The organism is Mesorhizobium prunaredense (genome assembly GCF_900156895.1).
Lineage (GTDB): Bacteria > Pseudomonadota > Alphaproteobacteria > Rhizobiales > Rhizobiaceae > Mesorhizobium > Mesorhizobium prunaredense.
This window is the reverse complement of sequence record NZ_FTPD01000006.1, coordinates 317,115-338,957: the sequence shown is the minus strand read 5'-3', so window position 1 is coordinate 338,957 and position 21,843 is coordinate 317,115. Positions and strand designations below refer to the sequence as shown.

Sequence of the window (21,843 nt, the reverse complement as noted above, 5' to 3'; positions counted from 1 at the left end):
GCGAGGTCAAGGGGATGAATGCGATGACGGACCTTGGCCTCTACCGCCATCTCGACGAGATGGCGCCCTGGAACGACAGGCTCCAGGTGCTGGAAGTCATCGGCGTCAGCGACGAGGCGCCTGACGTGAAGACCTTCACCTTCCGCTCTGACAACCAGACCTGGTTCCGCTACAGACCGGGGCAGTTCGTGACGCTGGAACTGCCGACCACCGAGGGTCCGCTGATGCGGACCTATACGCTGTCGTCCTCGCCGTCGCGGCCGTTCTCGATCGCGGTGACGGTGAAAGCGCAGGCCGGCAGCCTCGGCACACGCTGGATGTTCGACAATCTGAAACCCGGCGTTCGCGTGAAGGCCTATGGGCCGGCGGGCGACTTTTCGCTGCACAGCCATCCCGCGGCCAGGTATCTGTTCATTTCGGCCGGCTCCGGCGTGACGCCGATGATGTCGATGCTGCGCTGGCTGAACGATTGCGCGCCATGGACAGATGTCGGCTTCGTCAACTGCGCGCGAAAGCCCGAGGAGATCATCTTCCGCAAGGAGCTCGAGTTGCTCGGCAGTCGCATGCCGGGCCTGACGCTCGGCTTCATGATCGAGGAGCGGTCCAGCCGTGAGGGCTGGTTCGGCCATATGGGCCGGATCGACGCGATAAGGCTGCCGCTGCTGGCGCCCGATTTTCGCGAGCGCGAAATTTTCTGCTGCGGCCCCGACCCGTTCATGCGCGCCGTGCGGCAGATGCTGGAGGCGGCCGGCTTCGACATGGCCAAATATCATCAGGAAAGCTTTGCGGCCCCAGGGGTGGAGGAAATACCGGCTCCGTTCGGTTCGCCGGCAGAAGGTGGGCCGGCAGAGGGCGGGATCGAGGTACCTGCCGAGGCCGCAATGCTGATCCGCTTTTCGCTCTCGGATGTCGATGCCGAATGCGTTGCCGGCCAGACCGTGCTGCAGACGGCGCGGGCTTCGGGCGTGCGCATCCCCGCGGCCTGCGAGTTCGGCCTGTGCGGAACCTGCAAGGTGAAAAAGGTCTCGGGCACAGTCGAGATGAGCCACAACGGCGGCATCCTCGATCACGAGATCGACGACGGCTTCATCCTTGCCTGCTGTTCGAAGCCGCTGACGGCGATCGAGATCGACGCCTGACCGGCGGGGAGCTTAAACCCCGTATCGTTCGGTGCGGATGAGGCTTGCCGGAACGCCGGCATCGATCAGCGCCTGGGCGGCGGCCGACACGAAGGCATTCGAGCCGCAGACAAAGGCGAACCTTGGCGGCGCGGGCAGCCGCAGCATCGATTGCTCCATCATCGCGGCATCGACCCGCCGCGAATAGTCCGCCGGGGGCCGGGCGGCCTCGCGGGTGAGCGCCAACACCAGATCGAAGCCATCCCGGCGATCGTGGAGGTCGATCAGCTCGTCGCGAAAGATCACCTCGTCCCAGACCCGTGCGGAAAATACCAGTGCCACGGGCACCGCCGATCTGCGCGCGGCACGATGGCGGATTATCGCCATCAGCGGCACCACGCCGGACCCGCCGCCGACCAGCAGAAGCGGGCCGCCGTCGCTGTCGGACCAGACGAAGTGGCCGCCGAGCGGTCCGCGCAACTCGACCTCGTCGCCGACCGCCGCGATATCGTGGAAGAAGGGGGAGACCTCGCCATCATCGAGCCTTTCGATCGCCAGTTCGATCGTCCCGCCGGCTTCCGGCGCCGAGGCGATGGAGTAGGAGCGGCGCGCCTGATAGCCGTCCGGCGCCGTCAGCCTGACATCGACATGCTGCCCGGGACGATAGGCGAAGGGTCGCGACGGCTGGAGGAAAAAGCTGGTGACGCGCGGCGTGCGCTTTTCGATGCGGGCGATGGTCACCGTCTGCCAGGGCGACTGCGCCGCCGGCCCGTCGCTCATGGATCGCCCGTATAGCGCTGCTCACGCCAAGGGTCGCCATAAATGTGATAGCCGCGCAGCTCCCAGAAGCCGGGCTCGTCGCGCTCGGTGAACTGCAGCCCGTTCAGCCATTTGGCCGACTTCCAGAAATAGAGATGCGGAACCAGCAGCCGCGCCGGGCCGCCATGGTCCGGCGTGATCGGCTTGCCTTCGTAAAGCAGCGCCACCATCGCCTTGCCGGCAGTGAGATCCTGCGTCGGCACGTTGGTTGTATAGCCGTCGAAGGACAGCGCCAGCACGAAGGCGGTCGGTGGCTCGATGCCGGCATCCGCCAGAATATCGTCGACCAGCACGCCTTGCCACGCCGTGTCGAACTTGGTCCATGCGGTGACGCAATGGATGTCGCGCGTCATCTTGGTCAAAGGCAGCGCGTTGAACTCTGTCCAGTTCCACGTCTTGATCGGCCGCGGTCCTTGCTTGAGCGTGAACGACCAGTCCTCGGTGCGCACACGCGGCGTCGGCCCGGCCGACAGCACCGGAAACCCTTGCTCGAGATACTGCCCCGGCGGGATACGCGCATCCGCATCCGTCGGGGGCTTTCGTCCTGAAGAGAAGCCGCGGGTGACCATCGAGACAATCCGTTTGCATCAGGCCGCCTGTCGGCCTTCACCAATGTTGTCAAAGATACTCTGGCGGGCAACCAGATTCTTGGCCTATGCGCCGTCTGTTCGCCTGAGATAACCGGTGGCGATCTCGCGCATCCGTTTGGCGTCGAAGCTTGGCCCATGGCCGCCATGGCCGATGCTGATAGGCAGATCGAGCAGCCGCTGCATGGTTCGGCGATAGGCTGATCGGTCGGAGTCCGGCAGGTCGTCGATCAGCATGGCGTCGTAGATGGCGTCGCCGGCGAAGAACAGGCCGTCGGCCTCATCGAACAGCGCGATCGAATCCGGCGAATGGCCGGGCAGATGCAGCACGCGGAATTGCCGGTCGCCAAGGTCGACCAGATCGCCCTCGTCAAGCGTCCGCGTCAGCGGCGCCGGCGGAATCTTGTAATCGGCTGCTCTCCAGCCGGGCGCCGGCAGCTTCGAAACAGCGCCGTCGAGATCATGAAACATATGGGCGTAGGTGACGGCGTCGTCCATGATGTCGAATTGCGCGGCACTCATCCTCGGCCCCGCCCGCACCGGGAATTCGTGCAGCGAACCGACATGGTCGAGGTGGATATGGGTGGCGACGACGAGCAGCGGCTTGCCATCAGGCGTGTCGATCTCCGGCGCCAGCGGGCAAATCCCCATGCCGGTGTCGACAAGCAGGTCGACGTCGCGGCCGCGCAGATGCCAGATGTTGGCGCGCACGAAATCATGCACGAACGGCTCGGTCAGCATCGTCGTATCGGCGTCGATGACGGTCTTGCTGAACCAGTCAAGCATCTAGGGGATATCCGGCATCACGAGATTCCCGGCTTCCGAAGCGAGCCGGCTCAGACGAACGGCTTTCCGACCTTGTACTTTTCGGGAACCAGCCGCTTCAGATAGGCCATTCCTGCGTCGGAGAGTTGGTTGGCATCCGGCAGCATGAAATCGTCGGGCATGTGACGGGTCTTGCCGGCAACGTTTTTCAGCGGCACCTTCTTCAGCCCGGTTTTCTCGCCGTCATATTGCAGCGCCACCGAGCCGCCGCCCTGTTCGGCGACAGCGACCGCAAAGACGCCGGCATCGAAGGCTTCCTGCGCATCGACGACATTGATGGCGCCAACATAGCCGCGCGGCATGTAGCCGAGCGCATCGACGCGCGCCCGCTTGCCCGGCAATCCTTCGGCCAGCGCGCGCTCGAGGGCGGCCGGCAGGTCGCTGCCCGACAGCTTGACGTTGCCATGCGCATCGCGCTCCAGTTTCTCCGGCGGGACAAGGCTTTCGACCAGCGCCTTGCCATCGGCGGTGCTGACGCCTTCGGACACGGCGACGATGCAGCGCTTGTGGCGATCGAGCGTGGCGCGAACATCGTCGATGAAGGCCGCGGCCGAGAACGGACGCTCCGGCACATAAACGAGGTGCGGGCCGCTGTCGGGATCAAGCTGCCATGCGGCGGCGGCGGCGGTGAGGAAACCGGCGTGCCGGCCCATGACGATGCCGACATAGATGCCCGGCAGAGCACGGAAATCGAGGTCGACCGAGAGAAAGGCGCCGGCGACGAACTCGGCTGCCGAAATGAAACCCGGCGTGTGGTCGTTCTCCTCGAGATCGTTGTCGATTGTTTTCGGCGCATGGACGAAAGCCATCTTGCCGCCGGCGGCGTCGGTCAGGATCTGCTGCGTGCCGGACGTGTCGTTGCCGCCGATGTAGATGAAGGCATCGGCGCCCGCCTTCTTCAGGCCGTTGAGGATGATCTCGCAATAGGCCTCGTCCGGCTTGTCGCGCGTCGAGCCAAGCGCGGCGCTCGGCGTCGCCGCAATCAACCGCAACCGGTCCTCGGCAATCGCCGAAAGATCGACATAGTTGCCGTCGCGGATGCCGCGCACGCCATGGATGGAGCCCAGGACCTTGGCGCCGGGATGCCGCTTGCGGATTTCGAGCGCGGCGCCCACCATCGTTTGGTTGATGACGGCGGTCGGGCCGCCGCCTTGCGCGATGACAAAAGTTCCGGACATGCTTCACGTCTCCCGAGCAGTGGCTTTGCAAGGCACATTCGCCTGTCTTGCGAGATCGCGCAACGGGAGAGTCGAGCGGCCGCGTCAGCCGCCTCGAGTGCAGACGACGACCGGGAGGGTCAGACGACGACGACCGGGTTCTTCCTGGAGACGCGGCTGTAGAGGTCGATGATGTCCTGGTTGATCAGGCGAACGCAGCCCGACGACATCGCCTGGCCGATGCTCCACCATTCGGGCGAACCGTGGATGCGGTAGCCGGTGTCCTGGCCGTTCTGGTAAATGTACAGCGCACGCGCGCCGAGCGGGTTGTCGAGGCCGCCGGGCTGCCCGGCCTGCCATTTCACCAGTTCCGGCTTGCGGGCGATCATTTCGGCCGGCGGCCTCCAGGTCGGCCATTCCTTGCCGTACTGGATGTTGGCGCGGCCGGACCAGCGGAAGCCTTCCTTGCCGATGCCGACGCCGTAACGGATCGCGTCACCGCCGGGCTGCACCAGGTAGAGCAGCCGCTCCTGCGAATGGACGACGATGGTGCCGGGCTGCTCGCCGGTCGGGTCGACGACGATCTGGCGGCGGAACTCCGGCTTGACCTTGAGGTAGGGCACTTCCGGCAGCGTGAAGCCGCCGTCGGTGACGGAGGCATACATCACACCAGGGCTGGTGATGTTCTTGTCGACGCTGATGCTCGGGCGGACAGGGGTGATCGCGCCGGTGGTGACGCCGTCGAGTTGCAGCGCCGACAGGTCGAGCGTCTGGCTGCAGCCGGCGACGCCGAGCAGCGCCAGCGCACCGGCGCCGGACAACACTGCGCGGCGGGAAAGCTGGATTTCGGAAATTTCGATTTCGTCGCCATTGTGCGGCGGCGTCAGACCTTGCGGCAACTCACGCATCTACCCAAACCCTACGCTGTCGGCGGGAAACACGGTCCGGCCGGATAGAGTGCATTTTCACCAATCATGGTTGAAAAAGCGTGAAGAACCGTCGCCCGATGTTTACCAGGGGCATTTTCGATTTTTGCCCCTTTACATCTTTGCGAGGCCAAGGATTTATCCTCTTCTTTGAGCTCAAGGAGATGAGCATGTCCTTCGAAAACTGGGCCGCCTTTGCCGCCGCCTCGACGATCCTTCTTGTCATTCCCGGCCCGACCATCCTTCTGGTCGTGTCCTATGCACTCGGCCAGGGCTGGCGCACCGCGCTGCCGATGGCGGTTGGCGTGGCGTTTGGCGATTTTACCGCGATGACGCTGTCGATGCTGGGCATCGGCGCGCTGCTGGCGGCGTCGGCCACCGTGTTCACGGTGCTGAAGGTGGTCGGCGCCGGTTATTTGATCTATCTCGGCATAAAGCTGTTTCGCGCCGGCGGCACACTCAAGGCCGAGCCGCGCCTGGACGCGGTGTCCTCGGCCAAGATGATGGCGCATGCCTGGCTGGTCACCGCGCTCAATCCGAAAAGCATCACCTTCTTCGTCGCCTTCCTGCCGCAGTTCCTCGACCGGCATGCCGATTTCTGGACGCAGATGCTGATCTTCGAGACGACTTTCCTGGCGCTCGCCTTCGCCAATGCCTTCGGCTACGCGCTGATCGCCGCAAGGGCGCGCAACGTCGTGCGCAACCCGAAGGCGATCCGCATCTTCAACCGCACCGGCGGCACGCTGCTGGTCGGCGCCGGCATCGCCACGGTGGCGATGCGCTCGGGCAATTGAGGACATGACATGGCAGTCAGGGATGCATTCGGCCTGACATTTTCGGGTGCGACCGAGGCCGCGTTCTCGTCCTACAGCCAGGCCGTCCGCGAACTGCAATGCTTTATCGGCGATCCGGTCGGCTCGGCCGATCGCGCCATCGCCGAGGATCCTGGGTTCGTCATGGCGCATGTGTTCAAGGGCTATCTCTTCGGCCTCGCCACCGAGCGCGAGGCGGCAGCCGTGGCCAGGATATGTCACGAGGCGGCACTGCCGCTTGCCGCCACGCCGCGCGAGCAGGCGCATGTCGCAGCACTTGGCCATCTTGCCGCAGGACGCTGGCATGAAGCCGCTCGTCTGCTCGAGGATATCGCCATCGAGTTTCCGCTCGATGCGCTGGCGCTGCAGACCGGGCACCAGATCGATTTCTTCACCGGCAATGCCCGCATGCTGCGCGACCGCATCGGCCGCGCGCTGCCGTCGTGGCAGAGCAGCATGCCGGGCTACCACGCCATACTCGGCATGCAGGCGTTCGGGCTGGAGGAAATGGGCGACTATGCGCGCGCCGAAAAGCTTGGCCGCATGGCAGTCGACATCGAGCCCCGCGACGGCTGGGCGCAGCACGCCGTCGCCCACGTCATGGAAATGCAGAGCCGGCAAAGGGACGGCATCGCTTGGATGCGCGCTAACCCCGAAGCGTGGACGAAGGAAAGCTTCCTGAAAGTGCACAATTGGTGGCATCTGGCGCTGTTCCACTACGATCTCGGCGAGACCGAGAAGGTGCTGGCGCTCTATGACGGGCCGATCTACGGCGAGCGCTCGACGCTGGCGCTCAACATGGTCGATGCCTCTGCGATCCTGTGGCGACTGCATCTCGGCGGCGTCGATGTCGGCGCCCGCTGGGCAGCACTTGCCGCAAACTGGGCCAAGGCCAGCGCCGGCAACTATGCCTTCAACGATGCCCACGCAATGATGGCCCTCGTCGGCGCCGGCCAGGAAGCGCCGGCTCGCACCTTGCTCGAAGCACTGCGCGAGGCCATGCACGGCAACGACGACAACGCCGCCTTTACCCGGGATGTCGGCCATCCCCTGACGCTCGCCATCAAGGCATTCGGCGACGGCAATTATGCCGAGACGGTCCGGCTGATCCGGCCGATCCGGGCGATCGCCCACCGCTTCGGCGGCAGTCATGCGCAACGCGACGTCGTCGACCTGACGCTGATCGAGGCGGCGCTGCGGTCGGGCGACCATGCGTTGGCAAGGGCACTTGCCGCGGAACGCGCGCTGGCGCGGCCCGACAGCCCGCTCTCGGCGCTGCTTTCGCGGCGGGCTGCCGATTTGTCGGAGAATTGACCCGAGGCGGATCTTGTCTTAAAAACTGCCAAGTCAGATTTTTTCGAGATCCGAAAAAATTAATGGCAATGGGAGGACACCATGTATCTCGGCCTCGATCTGGGCACGTCGGGCGTCAAGGCGCTGTTGATCGATGCCGGGCAGAGCATCATTGGCTCCGGCCACGCGTCACTCGACGTGTCGCGGCCGCACCCCGGCTGGTCGGAGCAGAACCCCGCCGACTGGATCCGCGCCTGCGGGGAAGCGATCGCCGAGCTCAAGGTTTCTCATCCAGGACAGCTCGCCGCCGTTAAAGGGATCGGCCTCTCCGGCCAGATGCATGGCGCCACCTTGCTCGATGCCGGCGACCAGGTGCTGCGCCCCTGCATCCTGTGGAACGACACGCGCAGCCATGCCGAGGCGGCCAAGCTCGACGCCGACCCGCGTTTTCGCAAGCTGACCGGCAACATCGTCTTTCCCGGTTTCACCGCGCCAAAGCTGGTCTGGGTGAGAAACAATGAGCCGGATATTTTCGCCAAACTGGCAAAGGTCTTGCTGCCGAAGGATTTCCTGCGGCTCTGGCTCACCGGCGAGCATATTTCGGAGATGTCGGACTCGGCAGGCACGTCCTGGCTCGATGTCGGCAAGCGGGACTGGTCAACCGACTTGCTTTCCGCGACGTCGCTCGATGAAGGGCAGGTGCCGTCGCTGGTCGAAGGCACTGAGAAGGCCGGCGCCTTGCGCAGCGAATTGGCCTCGAAATGGGGGATGCAGGCGGGCATCCCGATCGCCGGCGGCGCCGGCGACAATGCGGCATCGGCTTGCGGCATGGGCACGGTCGCCGCCGGCCAGGCCTTTGTCTCGCTTGGCACGTCAGGCGTGCTGTTTGCCGCCAATGCGTCCTATCTGCCCAACCCGGAAAGCGCGGTGCACACATTCTGCCACGCGCTGCCCGACACCTGGCACCAGATGGGCGTCATCCTGTCGGCAACCGATTCGCTCAACTGGCTGTCCGAGATTTCAGGCAAAGGCGCCGGCGAGCTGACCGCCGAGCTCGGCGATACGCTGAAGGCGCCGACCGGCGTGTCCTTTCTGCCCTATCTCTCCGGCGAGCGCACGCCGCACAATGATTCGGCCATTCGCGGCTCATTTACCGGGCTTGCGCATGAATCGAGCCGCGCCGTGTTGACCCAGGCCGTGCTGGAGGGCGTGGCTTTCGCCTTTCGCGACAGTCTCGAAGCCCTGGCCAAGGCCGGCACGACGCTGACGCGGGTGACGGCGATCGGCGGCGGCTCGCGCTCGCACTACTGGCTGAAGGCAATCGCCACCGCGCTCGGCCTGCCCGTCGACATTCCCGCCGACGGCGATTTCGGCGCCGCCTTCGGTGCAGCGAGGCTTGGCCTGATCGCGGCGACGGGCGCCGAGCCGCTCAGAGTGTGCACGGCGCCGGCCACCGATGCCACCATCGAACCGGTCGCCACGCTAAGCAACGCCTATGCGGATGCCTATCAGCGCTACCGCTTGCTTTACCCGGCTATCAAGCCGGCGACCGCATGAGTGGTTTCCCACCTCCACCGCGGCCCGAGGTTTCCTCACTGTGCCGGGACCTTGTCGAGAAAGCCGGTGACGCGTTTCAGGCGGCCATTCTCGATGACGCCGATGTCGGTGCCTTCGATGACGGAATCAGTGCCTTCCGGCCCGAGATTCCACGAGAAGCGGATCGTGTCGCCAAACCCGTCCGGCATGCCCTTCAGCGAAAACCGGAAGCCGGCAAAACGCTGCTGGACGCCGTCGATCAGTGCGGCGACGCCGTCATGGCCGTCCCCCTGCATGATCGGATCGCGGTAGCTGACGTCATCTGTGAAGGCCGCCTTGAGCAAGGCTTGCCGGCGCGCGGCGTCGCTCTCGTTCCAGGCGGCGACGTAGTTTTCGGCGATCGTGTTGAGGTCCGTCATGGTCCGTCTCCGTTGTTGATTGGCTTTGACATGACCCTTTTCATCCAGCGCCAGCGCGAAACCAATTACGCCTGAGGTAATCAGGACCCACCCCTGCGAGAGGACAGACAGACATGACCAGCGGCTTTTTCGGCGACATCCAGAAGATCAAATACGAGGGGCCGGATTCGACCAATCCGCTGGCCTACCGGTTCTACAATCCCGATGAAATTGTCGCCGGCAAGCGGCTGGAAGACCATTTGCGCTTTGCCGCCGCCTACTGGCATTCCTTCGCCTGGCCGGGCGGCGATCCGTTCGGCGGCCAGACCTTCGAGCGGCCGTGGTTCGCCGAGGCCGGTGGCACCGACACGATGGAGCTGGCCAAGATCAAGGCCGATGTTGCCTTCGACATGTTTTCGCTGCTGGGTGTTCCCTATTTCTGCTTCCACGATGCCGATGTGCGGCCGGAGGGAAAAGACTTTTCGGAAAGTGCCGCGCGGCTTGACGAGATATCAGACTATTTTGCGGCGAAGATGAAGCAGACCGGGGTCAAGCTGCTTTGGGGAACGGCCAACCTGTTCTCCAATCGCCGCTTCATGGCGGGGGCCGCCACCAATCCCGACCCGGACGTCTTTGCCTATGCGGCAGCGACGGTGAAGCACTGCATCGATGTCACCAAGCGGCTGAAGGGTGAGAATTATGTGCTGTGGGGCGGCCGGGAGGGCTATGAGACGCTGCTCAACACCGACCTTGCCCGCGAGCAGGAACAGGCCGGCCGTTTCCTCAACCTGGTCGTCGACTACAAGCACCGGATTGGCTTCAAGGGCACTATCCTGATCGAGCCGAAGCCGCAGGAGCCGACCAAGCACCAGTACGACTATGACGTCGCCACCGTGTACGGCTTCCTCAAACGCTTCGGGCTGGAGAAGGAGGTCAAGCTCAACATCGAGCAGGGCCACGCGATCCTGGCCGGCCATTCTTTCGAGCATGAACTGGCGCTGGCCAATGCGCTCGGCATTTTCGGCTCGATCGACATGAACCGCAACGACTACCAGTCGGGCTGGGACACCGACCAGTTCCCCAACAATGTGCCGGAGATGGCGCTGGCCTATTATCAGGTGCTGCAGGCCGGTGGCTTCAAGTCCGGCGGCACCAATTTCGACGCCAAGCTTAGGCGACAGTCGCTCGATCCGCAGGATCTGCTGATTGGCCATATCGGCGGCATGGATTGCTGCGCACGCGGCCTCAAGGCCGCCGCGCGCATGGTCGGGGACAAGGCGCTGTCGGCCCCGCTGGCCGAGCGCTATGCCGGCTGGAACTCGGCCGAGGCCAAGGCGATGCTTGCCGGCAAGCGGACGCTGGAGGAGATCACCGAGCGCGTCGTCAAGAAGAAGATCGAGCCGCAGCCGAGGTCCGGCCGCCAGGAACTGCTCGAGAATATCGTCAACCGGTACGTCTGAAGTGCCGCACCGGCGGGTCTCTTGACGATCCGCCAGCCCGGAACAGCTTTGCCGCGAGGGCGGAACCGACGACAAGGTTTTGCCTCGCACCGCCCCTCAATCGCCTCGCTCTTGCCTTCAAACAGCCGTCACGAATCCTGTATATGTGTTTCGTGGCGAAAACAGAAAGAAGGAGGCGAAACGATATGCAGCACGAACGCGAAATCGACGCCCTGCTCTCATCTGGCGAGGCCGGATCGATCATCGACCGGCTGATGGCGCTGCCGCACCCGAGTGATGGTGCCCGCGGTGCAAACGAATGGGATCGCGCGGTCGCCAGCCGCTTCGAGACCCACCTTGCGAGACAGATGCGCTCGCAAATCGACGGCAAAAGCGACCGCCGGGACGCTGCCTGATCCACCTTTGTCTATGCATGTCGTTACCCCAAAACCGCTACGCACCCTCGGTTCAAGCCCGAGGGCATGCTTTTGGGCGACATGCATTATCCCCTACGCAGCCTGACCGGCGCTTCGCCGAAAGCTCTTGAAAACGCCCTGGAAAACGCCGCGGCGGACGAGAACCCTGTTCGCCCGGCAATATCGGCCATCGCCACGCGCGTGTCGACCACCAGCCGGCGCGCGGCGCCGAGCCGCAGCCTGAGATAGTAGGCGCCCGGCGTCTCGCCGATCGACTTGCGAAAGATGCTTTCCAGCGTTCGTGCCGTCACCCCGGCGCGCATTGCCACCGCGGCGATGGTCAGGGGCTGGTCGACATGGGTTTCCATCAGCCGGATGGCTTGCGCCAGCCGCCGATCGTAACCGTCGAGGCGGCCGAGCGAGACCAAAGGCTGCGCGTCGGTCGCCGCGCGTGCCTGGTCGTAGATGAAAACACTTGCCACATCGAGCGCGACGGCCATGCCGAGCCGCGTGCGGATCAGATGCAGCATCAGGTCGAAGGTCGGCGAAGCGCCACCGGAGGTGAAGACCGGCCCGTCGATGACGTAGCGGTCGGGGCGGACATCGACATCGGGAAAGGCCGAGGAGAAATCCTCCATATCCTCCCAATGGGTGGTGGCGCTGCGCCCTTCCAGCAGACCGGCGCGGGCGACCAGCCAGGTACCGGCTTCGACGCCGCCGCAGGCGCGCGCGGCGCGCGCCGCGCGGCGCAGGCCGGCAAGCAGCGCCGATGTGGCATAGTTCTGCGTGCCGAAACCGGCGACGACGACAAGCACATCCGTCGTATCCGCCGCATCGAAGCGGCCGCTGACCGCAACCGGCAGGCCGCATGTGGTGACCGGCGCTTCGCCGGTCACCGAAACCAGCCTGAAATCGAACAGCGTCTCGCCGGCTATACGGTTGGCGGCGCGCAGCGGATCGACGGCCGAGGCCACGCACATGATCGACGACCCGGAAAACACCAGCAGCGTCACCTTGAGCGGCGAGCGTTCGGCGCGAAAGATCGAAGGCTTTTCGCTTTTCATCATGCGGCCTTCGTAAAACGCAAAACAGTTTCCGGCAAGTCAGGCATTGTTGCCGTCTAGTCGATTTGGCCGATGTTTGATTGGCCCTATGTTTGTTTGATCAGGACCGTCTGTGCCGATTGGGAGGAAAGTCGATGCCGCTTGCGATGAACCGTGAGGTTTTCATTACCTGTGCCGTGACCGGGTCCGGCAGCTCGCAGGACCGCAGTCCGCATGTGCCTCGTTCGCCCAAGCAGATCGCCGATTCGGCCATCGATGCGGCAAAGGCGGGTGCGGCAATCGTCCACTGCCACGTGCGCGATCCCGAAACCGGCAAGCCGCGCCGCGACGTGCAGCTTTATCGCGAAGTAACCGAGCGCATCCGCGCGGCAGACGTCGACGTGGTGCTGAACCTGACCGCCGGCATGGGCGGCGACATGGTGTTCGGCTCGCCGGAAAACCCGCTGCCGCTGAACGAGAAGGCCACCGATATGGTTGGCGCCACCAACCGGGTGGAGCATGTGCGCCAGTGCCTGCCGGAGATCTGCACGCTCGACTGCGGGACGATGAATTTCGCCGAAGCCGACTATGTCATGACCAACACGCCCGGCATGCTGCGCGCCATGGGCGGCATGATGACGGCGCTCGGCGTCAAGCCGGAGATCGAGGCCTTCGACACCGGCCATCTCTGGTTTGCCAAGCAACTGGTCGAGGAAAAGGTACTGGATCCGGACGCGCTCGTGCAATTGTGCATGGGCGTGCCATGGGGCGCGCCTGATGATCTCAACACCTTCATGGCCATGGTCAACAATGTGCCGTCGAACTGGAATTGGTCGGCGTTTTCTATCGGCCGCAACCAGATGGCCTACGCCGCCGCTGCGGTGCTGGCCGGCGGCAATGTCCGCGTCGGGCTCGAGGACAATATCTGGCTCGACAAGGGCGTGCTGGCGACCAATGCGCAGCTGGTCGAGCGGGCGGTCAGCATCGTGTCGAACATGGGCGCAAGGGTCATCGGCCCGGATGAGGTGCGCAAGAAGCTCAATTTGACGAAGCGCGCGCCGCTTTGAACAAGCAATCGGTAGGGAGGAGCCGCCGATGAAGACCGTGAAATTCACCGCCATGAAGGACGGCGACCGCGACGATTACGCCTTCCTCACCGAGCACGAGATCGACTATGCGGCGAAGACCGGCGAACGGCTGCTTGACGCGCTTGTCCAGCTCGACGAGGGGCTGTCCGGCTACAAGGTCACCCGGCTCGGCCATTCGCTGCAGGCGGCGACGCGCGCATGGCGCGACGGCGCCGACACCGACTGGATCGCCTGCGCGCTGCTGCACGACATCGGCGACATCTACGCACCGTACAATCACGACGAATATGCAGCTTCGATCCTAAAACCTTTCGTGCGCGAGCAGTGCACCTGGGTGGTAGAAAAGCACGGTGACTTCCAGCGCCTCTATTACGCCCACCATCTCGGCGGCAATCCGCATGCGCGCGACCGTTTCGCTGGCCATCACTATTTCGACGATTGCGACCAGTTCTGCGAGCGTTGGGACCAGTCGAGCTTCGATCCGGATTATGAGACGTTGCCGATCGACTTCTACAGACCCTTCGTGCTCGAAGTGTTTGCGCGCAGGGCCTATGACCCCACCGTGATCCGCGCCGGCGAGCGCGTGCCTCTCATCGATTCCAAAGTAGCCAGGACAAGAAACGGAGCCTCCGCATGAGCATCATCACCAAGGCGGCTGCAATCGGCGGCGGCGTCATCGGCGCCGGCTGGGTGGCGCGGCTGCTCTTGAACGGCATCGACGTGTCGATTTTCGATCCCGACCCCGAATCAGCGCGCAAGGTCGGCGAAGTGATGAAAGGCGCGCGCCGCGCCTACAAGCAGATGCTGCCCGATGGCCTTCCAAAAGAGGGCCAACTGACCTTTGCCAAGACCATTGCCGAGGCTGTCGCCGAGGCCGATTTCATCCAGGAAAGCGTGCCGGAACGGCTCGACCTGAAACATCGCGTGCTGGCCGAGATCGACCTCCATGCGCCGGCCAATGCCATCGTCGGCTCCTCGACCTCCGGCATCAAGCCTACCGACATGCAGGTGGCGATGAAGAAGCATCCGGAGCGGCTGGTCGTCGGCCATCCGTTCAACCCGGTCTATCTCTTGCCGCTGGTTGAGATCGTCGGCGGCGAACAGACCTTTCCCGAGGCGATCGAAGTCGCCAAGGAGATGTACGCCTCGATCGGCATGAAGCCGGTGGTGATCCGCAAGGAGATCGAGGCGTTTGTCGGCGATCGCCTGCTGGAAGCGGCATGGCGCGAGGCGCTGTGGCTGATCAAGGACGGCATCTGCACGGTCGAGGAACTCGACGACATCATGCGTTATGGCTTCGGCCTGCGCTGGGCGCAGATGGGCATGTTTCAGGTCTATCGCGTCGCCGGCGGCGAGGCCGGCATGCGCCATTTCATGGCGCAGTTCGGGCCGTGCCTGAAATGGCCGTGGACCAAGCTGATGGATGTGCCGGAGTTCAACGACGAACTGGTCGACCTGATCGCCACACAGTCGGACGATCAGGCGGATGGCCTGTCGATCCGCGAGCTCGAAAAGATCCGCGACGACAATCTGGTCGCCATCATGGATGCGCTGTCGAAGCAGAACAAAGGCAGGGGCTGGGGCGCCGGCGCCTTGCACAAGGACTATACGAAGCAGCTCGCCACGCTTGCGGCGAAGAAGCCCACCGCCTCCAAAGCGGCCGAGAAGGCCAAGGCGGAAAAGCCGAAGAAAAAGAAGAAAGGCTGAGACCATGGATTTTGGCCTCTCCGAGGAACAGAAACTGATCGTCGAGACGACGCGCGCCTTCGTCGAGAACGAGCTTTACCCGCATGAGCGCGAGGTGGAGCGCACCGGCGTGCTGCGCCGCGAACTGATCGAGGAGATCAAGACCAAGGCAATCGAAGCCGGGCTCTATGCCGCCAACATGCCTGCGGAGGTCGGTGGCGCCGGCCTCGATACGGTGACCTGGCTGCTTTACGAAAAGGAGCTCGGCCGCGCCAATTACGCGCTGCACTGGACCTGCGTGGCGCGGCCTTCCAACATCCTCTTGGCCGGCACGCCGGAGCAGCGCGAAAAGTATCTTTATCCCTGCATTCGCGGCGAGAAATGGGATTGTCTGGCGATGACCGAGCCGGGTGCCGGCTCCGATCTGCGCGGCATGAAGGCGACAGCCGTGCAGGACGGCGACGACTGGGTGCTGAACGGCACCAAGCATTTCATCAGCCATGCCGACCTCGCCGATTTCGCCATCGTCTTCATGGCCTCGGGAGAGGAAGAGTCTCCGCGTGGAAAACGCAAGAAGATCACCGCCTTCTTCGTCGACAAGGGCACCAAGGGTTTTACGGTGCGTGACGGCTACCGCAACGTCTCGCACCGCGGCTACACCAACGCCATCCTCGAATTCGACGATTGCCGGCTGCCCGGAGCCCAGGTTCTCGGCGAGGTCCACAAGGGTTTCGACGTCGCCAATTCATGGCTTGGCGCAACCCGCCTGCAGGTCGGCGCGACCTGTCTCGGCCGGGCCGAGCGGGCGCTTGGCCATGCCGTCGAATACGCCGCGCAGCGTCAGCAGTTCGGCCAGCAGATCGGCAAGTTCCAAGGCGTTTCATTCAAGCTTGCCGATATGGCGACCGAACTGAAAGCGGCCGACCTGATGGTGTTCGAAGCCGGCTGGAAGTACGATCAGGGCACCGTCACCGATCAGGATATGGCCATGGCCAAGCTGAAGGCCACCGAAATGCTTGCCTTCGTCGCCGACGAAGCGATCCAGATCCATGGCGGCATGGGGCTGATGGACGATCTGCCGCTGGAACGCATCTGGCGCGACGCCCGCGTCGAGCGCATCTGGGAAGGCACGTCGGAAATCCAGCGCCACATCATTTCGCGGGCGCTGCTGCGCCCGTTCGGGGGCTGATCGATGCACAAACTTGAGCGCCTCTTGCGCCCGCGAACGATCGCCGTCTTCGGCGGTGCGCAGGCGGCTGCCGTCGTCGCACAATCGATCAAGATGGGCTTTGCCGGCGAGATCTGGCCTGTGCACCCGACCAAGGATGATGTCGCCGGGCGCAAAGCCTACCGCTCGGTGGCCGACCTGCCCGGCGCGCCGGACGCCGCCTTTGTCGGCGTCAACCGGCATTTGACCATCGAGGTGGTCAAGGCGCTGGCCGAGCGCGGTGCCGGCGGCGCCGTCTGCTTTGCCGCCGGCTTTCTCGAGACCGAGGCTTATGACGAGCATGGCGAGCGATTGCAGGCGGAACTGGTCGCTGCCGCGGGCCAGATGCCGATCATCGGACCGAACTGCTACGGCCTGATCAATTATGCCGACGGCGCGCTTTTATGGCCCGACCAGCATGGCGGTATCAGGCTGGTCGAGGGTGGCCGCGGGGTCGCCATCATCACCCAGTCGTCGAACATCGCCATCAACATGACGATGCAGAAGCGCGGCCTGCCGATCGCCTTTCTGATGACCGCCGGCAACCAGGCGCAGACCGGCCTTTCCGAAATAGCGCTTGGCCTGATCGAGGACGATCGGGTCACTTCGCTCGGCCTGCATATCGAGGCCTTCGATTCAGTAGCCGGCTTCGAAAGGCTGGCCGCGCGGGCGCGAGAGCTGATGAAACCGATCATCGCCATGAAGGTCGGCCGCTCCGAGCAGGCGCGGCAAGCAACGGTGTCGCATACCGCGTCGCTGGCCGGCTCGGACGCTGCCTCGGGCGCCTTCCTGAAGCGGCTCGGCATCGCCCGCGTCGATTCCATCCCGGCCTTTATCGAGGCGCTCAAGCTGCTGCACGTCACCGGCCCCCTGCCCGGCTACCGGCTGTCGTCGATGAGCTGTTCGGGCGGCGAAGCGTCTGTCATGGCCGACAGCGCCGAAGGCCGCTGGGTCAATTTCCCGGCGCTGACCGACACCCACCGCGCCCACGTCAAATCGACGCTCGGGCCGCTGGTTGCGGTGGCCAACCCGCTCGACTACCACACCTTCATCTGGAACAACGAGCCGGCGATGACCGCCACCTTCACCGCCATGGTGTCGGGCGGCTTCGACCTCAACATGCTGGTGCTCGATTTCCCGCGCCCCGACCGCTGCTCCGACACCGACTGGTGGACGACGCTGCGCGCCTTCGAATCGGCGCTGAAGACCAACAAGGCGCAGGGCGCGATCGTCTCCTCGCTGCCAGAAAACCTGCCCGAGGAATACACCGCCGGGCTGATGGGACGCGGCATGGTGCCGTTGTTCGGCATTTCCGAAGCCGTGGACGCCGCCCAGGCGGCCGCCTTCATTGGCTGGGCCTGGTGCGCGCCGCAGGCGCAGCCGATCGACACCTCCGCTTCCGGGGCGCCGGCCGGCGACCATGTCACGCCTGATGAGGCCGAGGCGAAAGCGCGGCTGATCGAGGCCGGGCTCCCCGTGCCGAGCGGTGAACGCGCAGGCAATGCGGTCGAGGCGGTCATCTCCTCGATGGCGCTCGGTTTTCCGGTTGCGCTGAAGGCTTTGGGCGTCACCCACAAATCCGAGCTTGGCGCGGTTCGGCTCAACCTCAGGGACGCCGAATCCGTCAGCACGGCCGCCCATGATCTCGATGCGCTCGGCACCGGCCTCTATGTCGAGCGCATGGTGCGCGACGGCGTCGCCGAGCTGCTCGTCGGCTTCACCCGTGACCCGATGTTCGGCGCGGTGATGACGCTGGGCACCGGTGGCGTGCTGGTCGAGCTGCTGCGCGACAGCGTCACGCTGATGCTGCCGGCGACACGCGACGACATCGAGGCGGCATTGCGTGGGCTCAAATTGTTCCCGCTGCTCGAAGGCTATCGCGGCCGGCCCAAGGCCGATCTCGCGGCGGCGATCGACGCGATATCAGGCATTGCCGCCTTCGTGCAGCAGAATGCCGGCGAGATCGAGGAGCTCGACATCAATCCGCTGATCGTCTGCGCGCTAGGCAAAGGCGCCTGGATCGCCGACGCGCTGCTGGTGCTTGGAGAAAACAAGAATGTCTGACGTCATCACCACCCGCCGCGAGGGCACGATCCTCGAAGTCGTGCTCGATCGGCCCAAGGCCAACGCCATCGACCTCAACACCTCGCGGCTGATGGGTGAGACCTTCAAGGCGTTCCGCGACGATCCGGATCTGCGGGTCGCCATCGTCAGGACTGCCGGCGACAAGTTCTTCTGCGCCGGCTGGGACCTGAAAGCCGCGGCCGGCGGCGATGCTGTCGACGGCGACTATGGCGTCGGCGGGTTCGGCGGACTGCAGGAATTGCGCGATCTCAACAAGCCGGTCATCGCCTGCGTCAACGGCATGGCGGTCGGCGGCGGCTTCGAGCTGGCGCTGTCCTGCGACCTCATCTACGCGTCGGATCACTCCTCCTTTGCGCTGCCGGAAATTCGCGCCGGCACGCTGGCCGATGCAGCGACGATCAAGCTGCCGAAGCGCATTCCCTATCATGTCGCCATGGACCTTTTGCTCACCGGCCGCTGGATGGATGTCGCCGAGGCGCATCGCTGGGGCCTGGTCAACGAGGTGCTGCCCAAGGAGAAGCTCGAGGACCGCGTCTGGGAGATCGCCCGGCTGCTGGCCGGCGGTCCGCCGCTGGTCTTTGCCGCGATCAAGGAGACGGCGCGGGTCGCCGAATCGCTCACCTTCCAGGACGCGATGAACCGGGTGACGCGCCGCCAATTGCCGACGGTTGACGCACTGTACGGCTCGGAGGACAATCTCGAAGGTTTTCGCGCCTTTGCGGAAAAGCGCGACCCGGTGTGGAAGGGGAAGTGAAGGTATTGCGAAGATGATGGCGATCCGGCCCACCCCCCTCTGCCCTGCCGGGCATCTCCCCCTCAAGGGGGGAGATTGGCAGCTTCGGCTATACATCCCATCCTGCGACGTTGAAGATTGGCGAAAGCCGACACGACATCCGATCTCCCCCCTTGCGGGGGAGATGGCCGGCAGGCCAGAGGGGGGTGCCCAGGCTCAACCTTGGCCGCCCATCCTGCGCCCATGACCGACTACAAAAAACTCATCGACGCCGAGACCTGGGCCTTTATCGAGCGGACCAATTCCTATTATCCGCCTGATGCGATCGACTACACGATCGACCAGCAGCGCGACATCTACGACCGCATGTGCCGTGAGTTCTCTGCCGGCCGCCCAGACAACGTTACGGCGGAGACCACCGCCATTGCCACGTCGCATCCCATCCCGATCCGCATCTACCGCACACCCGCGCCGGAAGCGGCGGCGATGGTGCTTTATTTCCACGGCGGCGGTTTTATCCTCGGCGGGCTCGACAGCCATGACGACCTCTGTGCCGAGCTTTGCAGCCGCACCGGCTATGAGGTGGTTTCGGTCGACTACCGGCTGGCGCCGGAACATCTGCATCCGGCCGGCTTCGACGATGCCATCAGCGCCTTCGAATGGGCGGCGACGAGCTACAAGCGCCCGATCCTGCTTTGCGGCGACAGCGCCGGCGGCAATCTTGCCGCCGCGGTCAGCCATGCGACGCGCGGCCATGCACGAAGGCCGATCGGCCAGGTGCTGATCTATCCCGGCCTTGGCGGCGACCGCTCGCAAGGCTCTTACGTGACACATGCCGAGGCGCCGATGCTGACGGTCCGCGACCTCGATTTCTACACGAATATCAGGACCGGCGGCGAAGACCGCACCGGCGATCTCACGCTGTCGCCGCTGGCCGATGCCGATTTTGCCAATCTGCCGCCGACCGTGCTGATCACCGCCCAATGCGACCCGCTGTCGTCAGACGGCGAGGCCTATCGCGACCGCGTCGTCGCGGCGGAGGGATACGCCTACTGGTTCGAAGAGCCGGGGCTGGTGCATAGCTATCTCAGAGCCCGGCACACGGTCGGTCGTGCGCGCTCGAGCTTTACCCGGATCGTCGACGCGGTGTCGGCTCTGGGACGCGGCGAATGGATCTGGTGAGGGTCCTACCCCACTGCCCGCGACGCCGCCCGGCCGGCGCTGCGGCCCGGAAAAGATGCAGCCGCCGAGAAACGTGCCTTCCAGCGCCGCGTGCCATGAGCGAATCGACGAGGAAGATGCCGCCGAGCGACTGTTCAGGCTCCTGGTCGACAACGATGGTCTTCTTGCCGGCCTCGGCCAGCTCGGCCGCGGCGACGAGCCCGGCAAGGCCGGCGCCGACAATGATCACATCCGCATCGTCAGCCACTTTCTCCTCCCCGGGCTCTCCTCCCCGGCTTGACGATTGTCAGACCGTCTCCCAGCCTTCCTTCTCGCCGGCGCGGAAGATGGCGTCGATGACCTTCTGGTTGAGCACGGACTCTTCCAGCGTGAAGACGCGGTCGGTGCCGCCCTGTGCCGCCCGCGCGAAGGCCTCGACCTCCAGCCGGTACTGCTGCATGCCGGGGAAACGGAACACTTGCGCCTCGCTGTGGTTCTGGTTGTGCAGCTCGATGCGATGGTGGTCGTAAATCCCGGCGTTGAACGGCGAAAGCACCTCGATGAAGCCCTTCTCGCCGTGGAACACCATCACCTGCCGCGCCGCCATCTGCGTCGACAGATAGAACGACAATTCGAAGTCGCCGAAATCGGCGCGGATCGAGGAGTAGATGTCGGTGCCAAATGTCTTGTCGCGCTCGATCGTCGCCTGGACGCGCAGCGGCTCCTTACCGGTCGAAAAGCGCGTCGACACGGTCGGGTAGACGCCGATGTCGGGCAGCGCGCCGCCGCCGAGGTCGAGCTGGTTGCGCATGTTCTTGGGATCGACATTGTAGTAGGAGAACGCGCCCTGGACATGGCGCAGCCGGCCGATGGCGCCGTTCGCGATCAGCTCGCGCACCTTGATCCATTGCGGGTGGTAGACGACCATGAAGGCTTCGCAGACCAGCACGTTTTTGGCGTCGCGCAGCTTGATCAGCGGCGGAATGTCCTTGGCATCGAGCGCCAGCGGCTTTTCGACCAGAACATGCTTGCCGGCCTCGATCGCCTTGGCGGTCCATTCGACATGCTGCGCGGTCGGCAGCGGGATGTAGACGCCGTCGACCTCCTTGGATGCGAGCAGCTCGTCATAGGAACCGAAGGCATGGGGCGCGCCGAAACGGTCGGCCAAGGCACGGGCTTTCGACAGGTCGCGGCTGGCGATTGCCGACAGCACGCCGTTCTCCGCCTCGACCATTGCAGGCAAAAGATGCTCGCGGCCGATCTTGGCCGTCGACAAAACACCCCATCGGAACATCAGCCTTCTCCCTCTCGATTGCAGGAATGGAGGTTTGCCCGAAATCGGCGAAAAAGCCAATGCGGAGCGTGGCGGTGAACAGGGCGATCAACTGGGGTTTGTCGGACGCCGGCGCTGCCCCTGCGGAACCTGGGTTCCTCGCCCCACGAAGTGGGGAGAGGTGGCCCGGCGAAGCCGGGACGGAGAGGGGCCTTCGCGGCGGCTGGAATTCGCTGTTTGA

21 protein-coding genes and 1 pseudogene are annotated in these 21,843 nt (G+C 64.5%); 13 read left to right on the top strand and 9 right to left on the bottom strand.

The features are described 5' to 3' along the window. Nucleotides 1-23: 23 nt before the first annotated feature. Nucleotides 24-1,139: an FAD-binding oxidoreductase gene (locus BQ8794_RS07455; RefSeq protein ID WP_077375229.1), complete on the top strand. Its 1,116-nt coding sequence runs from the start codon at nt 24-26 to the stop codon at nt 1,137-1,139. A gap of 12 nt (nt 1,140-1,151) precedes the next feature. Here the strand turns inward: BQ8794_RS07455 and BQ8794_RS07450 are convergent, their stop codons facing one another. The 5 genes from BQ8794_RS07450 to BQ8794_RS07430 all read right to left on the bottom strand — a co-directional run bounded on the left by BQ8794_RS07450 (nt 1,152) and on the right by BQ8794_RS07430 (nt 5,414). Then, entirely contained in the window at nt 1,152-1,898 is a 747-nt protein-coding gene (locus BQ8794_RS07450) for an FAD-binding oxidoreductase (protein ID WP_077374892.1), read from the bottom strand. Then, a complete protein-coding gene (locus tag BQ8794_RS07445) occupies nt 1,895-2,506 on the bottom strand; it encodes a sulfite oxidase-like oxidoreductase (RefSeq protein ID WP_077374888.1) in 612 nt (203 codons plus the stop codon). Before BQ8794_RS07445 ends, BQ8794_RS07450 begins: the two co-directional genes overlap by 4 nt. 84 nt (nt 2,507-2,590) lie before the next feature. Continuing rightward, nucleotides 2,591-3,310: an MBL fold metallo-hydrolase gene (locus tag BQ8794_RS07440; protein WP_077374885.1), complete on the bottom strand. Its 720-nt coding sequence runs from the start codon at nt 3,308-3,310 to the stop codon at nt 2,591-2,593. 50 nt (nt 3,311-3,360) lie between these two features. Further along, nucleotides 3,361-4,527: a diphosphate--fructose-6-phosphate 1-phosphotransferase gene (locus tag BQ8794_RS07435; RefSeq protein WP_077374882.1), complete on the bottom strand. Its 1,167-nt coding sequence runs from the start codon at nt 4,525-4,527 to the stop codon at nt 3,361-3,363. A 119-nt stretch (nt 4,528-4,646) separates the two neighbouring features. After that, nucleotides 4,647-5,414: a L,D-transpeptidase gene (locus BQ8794_RS07430; RefSeq protein WP_077374879.1), complete on the bottom strand. Its 768-nt coding sequence runs from the start codon at nt 5,412-5,414 to the stop codon at nt 4,647-4,649. A 188-nt stretch (nt 5,415-5,602) separates the two neighbouring features. On the opposite strand from BQ8794_RS07430, the gene BQ8794_RS07425 reads away from it, so the two are divergent. The 3 genes from BQ8794_RS07425 (at nt 5,603) to xylB (ending at nt 9,094) form a co-directional block, all read left to right on the top strand. After that, complete coding sequence (locus BQ8794_RS07425) at nt 5,603-6,226, top strand: LysE family translocator (RefSeq protein WP_077375225.1); 624 nt, start codon at nt 5,603-5,605, stop codon at nt 6,224-6,226. 9 nt (nt 6,227-6,235) lie between these two features. Continuing rightward, on the top strand, nt 6,236-7,558 hold the full coding sequence (locus BQ8794_RS07420) for a tetratricopeptide repeat protein (protein ID WP_077374876.1): 1,323 nt from the start codon (nt 6,236-6,238) through the stop codon (nt 7,556-7,558). Nucleotides 7,559-7,639: 81 nt separating this feature from the next. Then, entirely contained in the window at nt 7,640-9,094 is a 1,455-nt protein-coding gene (xylB, locus tag BQ8794_RS07415; RefSeq protein WP_077374873.1) for a xylulokinase, read from the top strand. A gap of 35 nt (nt 9,095-9,129) precedes the next feature. Here the strand turns inward: xylB and BQ8794_RS07410 are convergent, their stop codons facing one another. Then, nucleotides 9,130-9,492, bottom strand: coding sequence for a nuclear transport factor 2 family protein (locus BQ8794_RS07410; RefSeq protein WP_077374870.1), 363 nt, complete (start codon nt 9,490-9,492; stop codon nt 9,130-9,132). Nucleotides 9,493-9,605: 113 nt separating this feature from the next. Here BQ8794_RS07410 and xylA point away from each other — a divergent pair, with 113 nt between their 5' ends. Continuing rightward, complete coding sequence (gene xylA / locus BQ8794_RS07405; protein ID WP_077374867.1) at nt 9,606-10,931, top strand: xylose isomerase; 1,326 nt, start codon at nt 9,606-9,608, stop codon at nt 10,929-10,931. Nucleotides 10,932-11,116: 185 nt separating this feature from the next. Continuing rightward, on the top strand, nt 11,117-11,326 hold the full coding sequence (locus BQ8794_RS07400) for a hypothetical protein (RefSeq protein WP_077374864.1): 210 nt from the start codon (nt 11,117-11,119) through the stop codon (nt 11,324-11,326). 86 nt (nt 11,327-11,412) lie between these two features. Here BQ8794_RS07400 and BQ8794_RS07395 read toward each other — a convergent pair whose 3' ends face one another. Then, nucleotides 11,413-12,393: a GlxA family transcriptional regulator gene (locus BQ8794_RS07395; protein WP_077374861.1), complete on the bottom strand. Its 981-nt coding sequence runs from the start codon at nt 12,391-12,393 to the stop codon at nt 11,413-11,415. 131 nt (nt 12,394-12,524) lie between these two features. Here BQ8794_RS07395 and bcoG point away from each other — a divergent pair, with 131 nt between their 5' ends. From bcoG to BQ8794_RS07360, 7 genes are all read left to right on the top strand, one after another. Then, on the top strand, nt 12,525-13,436 hold the full coding sequence (gene bcoG / locus BQ8794_RS07390) for a 3-dehydrocarnitine:acetyl-CoA trimethylamine transferase BcoG (RefSeq protein ID WP_077374858.1): 912 nt from the start codon (nt 12,525-12,527) through the stop codon (nt 13,434-13,436). A gap of 28 nt (nt 13,437-13,464) precedes the next feature. Continuing rightward, complete coding sequence (locus BQ8794_RS07385) at nt 13,465-14,094, top strand: HD domain-containing protein (protein WP_077374855.1); 630 nt, start codon at nt 13,465-13,467, stop codon at nt 14,092-14,094. Then, nucleotides 14,091-15,164: a 3-hydroxyacyl-CoA dehydrogenase NAD-binding domain-containing protein gene (locus BQ8794_RS07380; RefSeq protein ID WP_077374852.1), complete on the top strand. Its 1,074-nt coding sequence runs from the start codon at nt 14,091-14,093 to the stop codon at nt 15,162-15,164. Before BQ8794_RS07385 ends, BQ8794_RS07380 begins: the two co-directional genes overlap by 4 nt. Nucleotides 15,165-15,168: 4 nt before the next feature. Further along, nucleotides 15,169-16,332 carry an acyl-CoA dehydrogenase family protein gene (locus BQ8794_RS07375; RefSeq protein ID WP_077374849.1) on the top strand — a complete coding sequence of 388 codons (1,164 nt, stop codon included), beginning with the start codon at nt 15,169-15,171 and terminating at the stop codon, nt 16,330-16,332. A 3-nt stretch (nt 16,333-16,335) separates the two neighbouring features. Further along, nucleotides 16,336-18,414: an acetate--CoA ligase family protein gene (locus BQ8794_RS07370; protein ID WP_077374846.1), complete on the top strand. Its 2,079-nt coding sequence runs from the start codon at nt 16,336-16,338 to the stop codon at nt 18,412-18,414. Next, entirely contained in the window at nt 18,407-19,189 is a 783-nt protein-coding gene (locus BQ8794_RS07365) for a carnitinyl-CoA dehydratase (protein ID WP_077374843.1), read from the top strand. The genes BQ8794_RS07370 and BQ8794_RS07365 overlap by 8 nt, the downstream gene beginning before the upstream one ends. A 222-nt stretch (nt 19,190-19,411) precedes the next feature. Continuing rightward, the gene (locus BQ8794_RS07360; RefSeq protein WP_077374840.1) at nt 19,412-20,350 is read left to right on the top strand and encodes an alpha/beta hydrolase; all 939 of its coding nucleotides are present in this window, start codon (nt 19,412-19,414) and stop codon (nt 20,348-20,350) included. Between the two features lie 100 nt (nt 20,351-20,450). Here BQ8794_RS07360 and BQ8794_RS37165 read toward each other — a convergent pair. Then, nucleotides 20,451-20,597, bottom strand: a pseudogene (locus BQ8794_RS37165) (FAD-dependent oxidoreductase); the annotation flags it as partial. 39 nt (nt 20,598-20,636) lie between these two features. Continuing rightward, complete coding sequence (locus BQ8794_RS07350) at nt 20,637-21,623, bottom strand: Gfo/Idh/MocA family protein (protein ID WP_077374837.1); 987 nt, start codon at nt 21,621-21,623, stop codon at nt 20,637-20,639. Between the last annotated feature and the right edge of the window lie 220 nt (nt 21,624-21,843).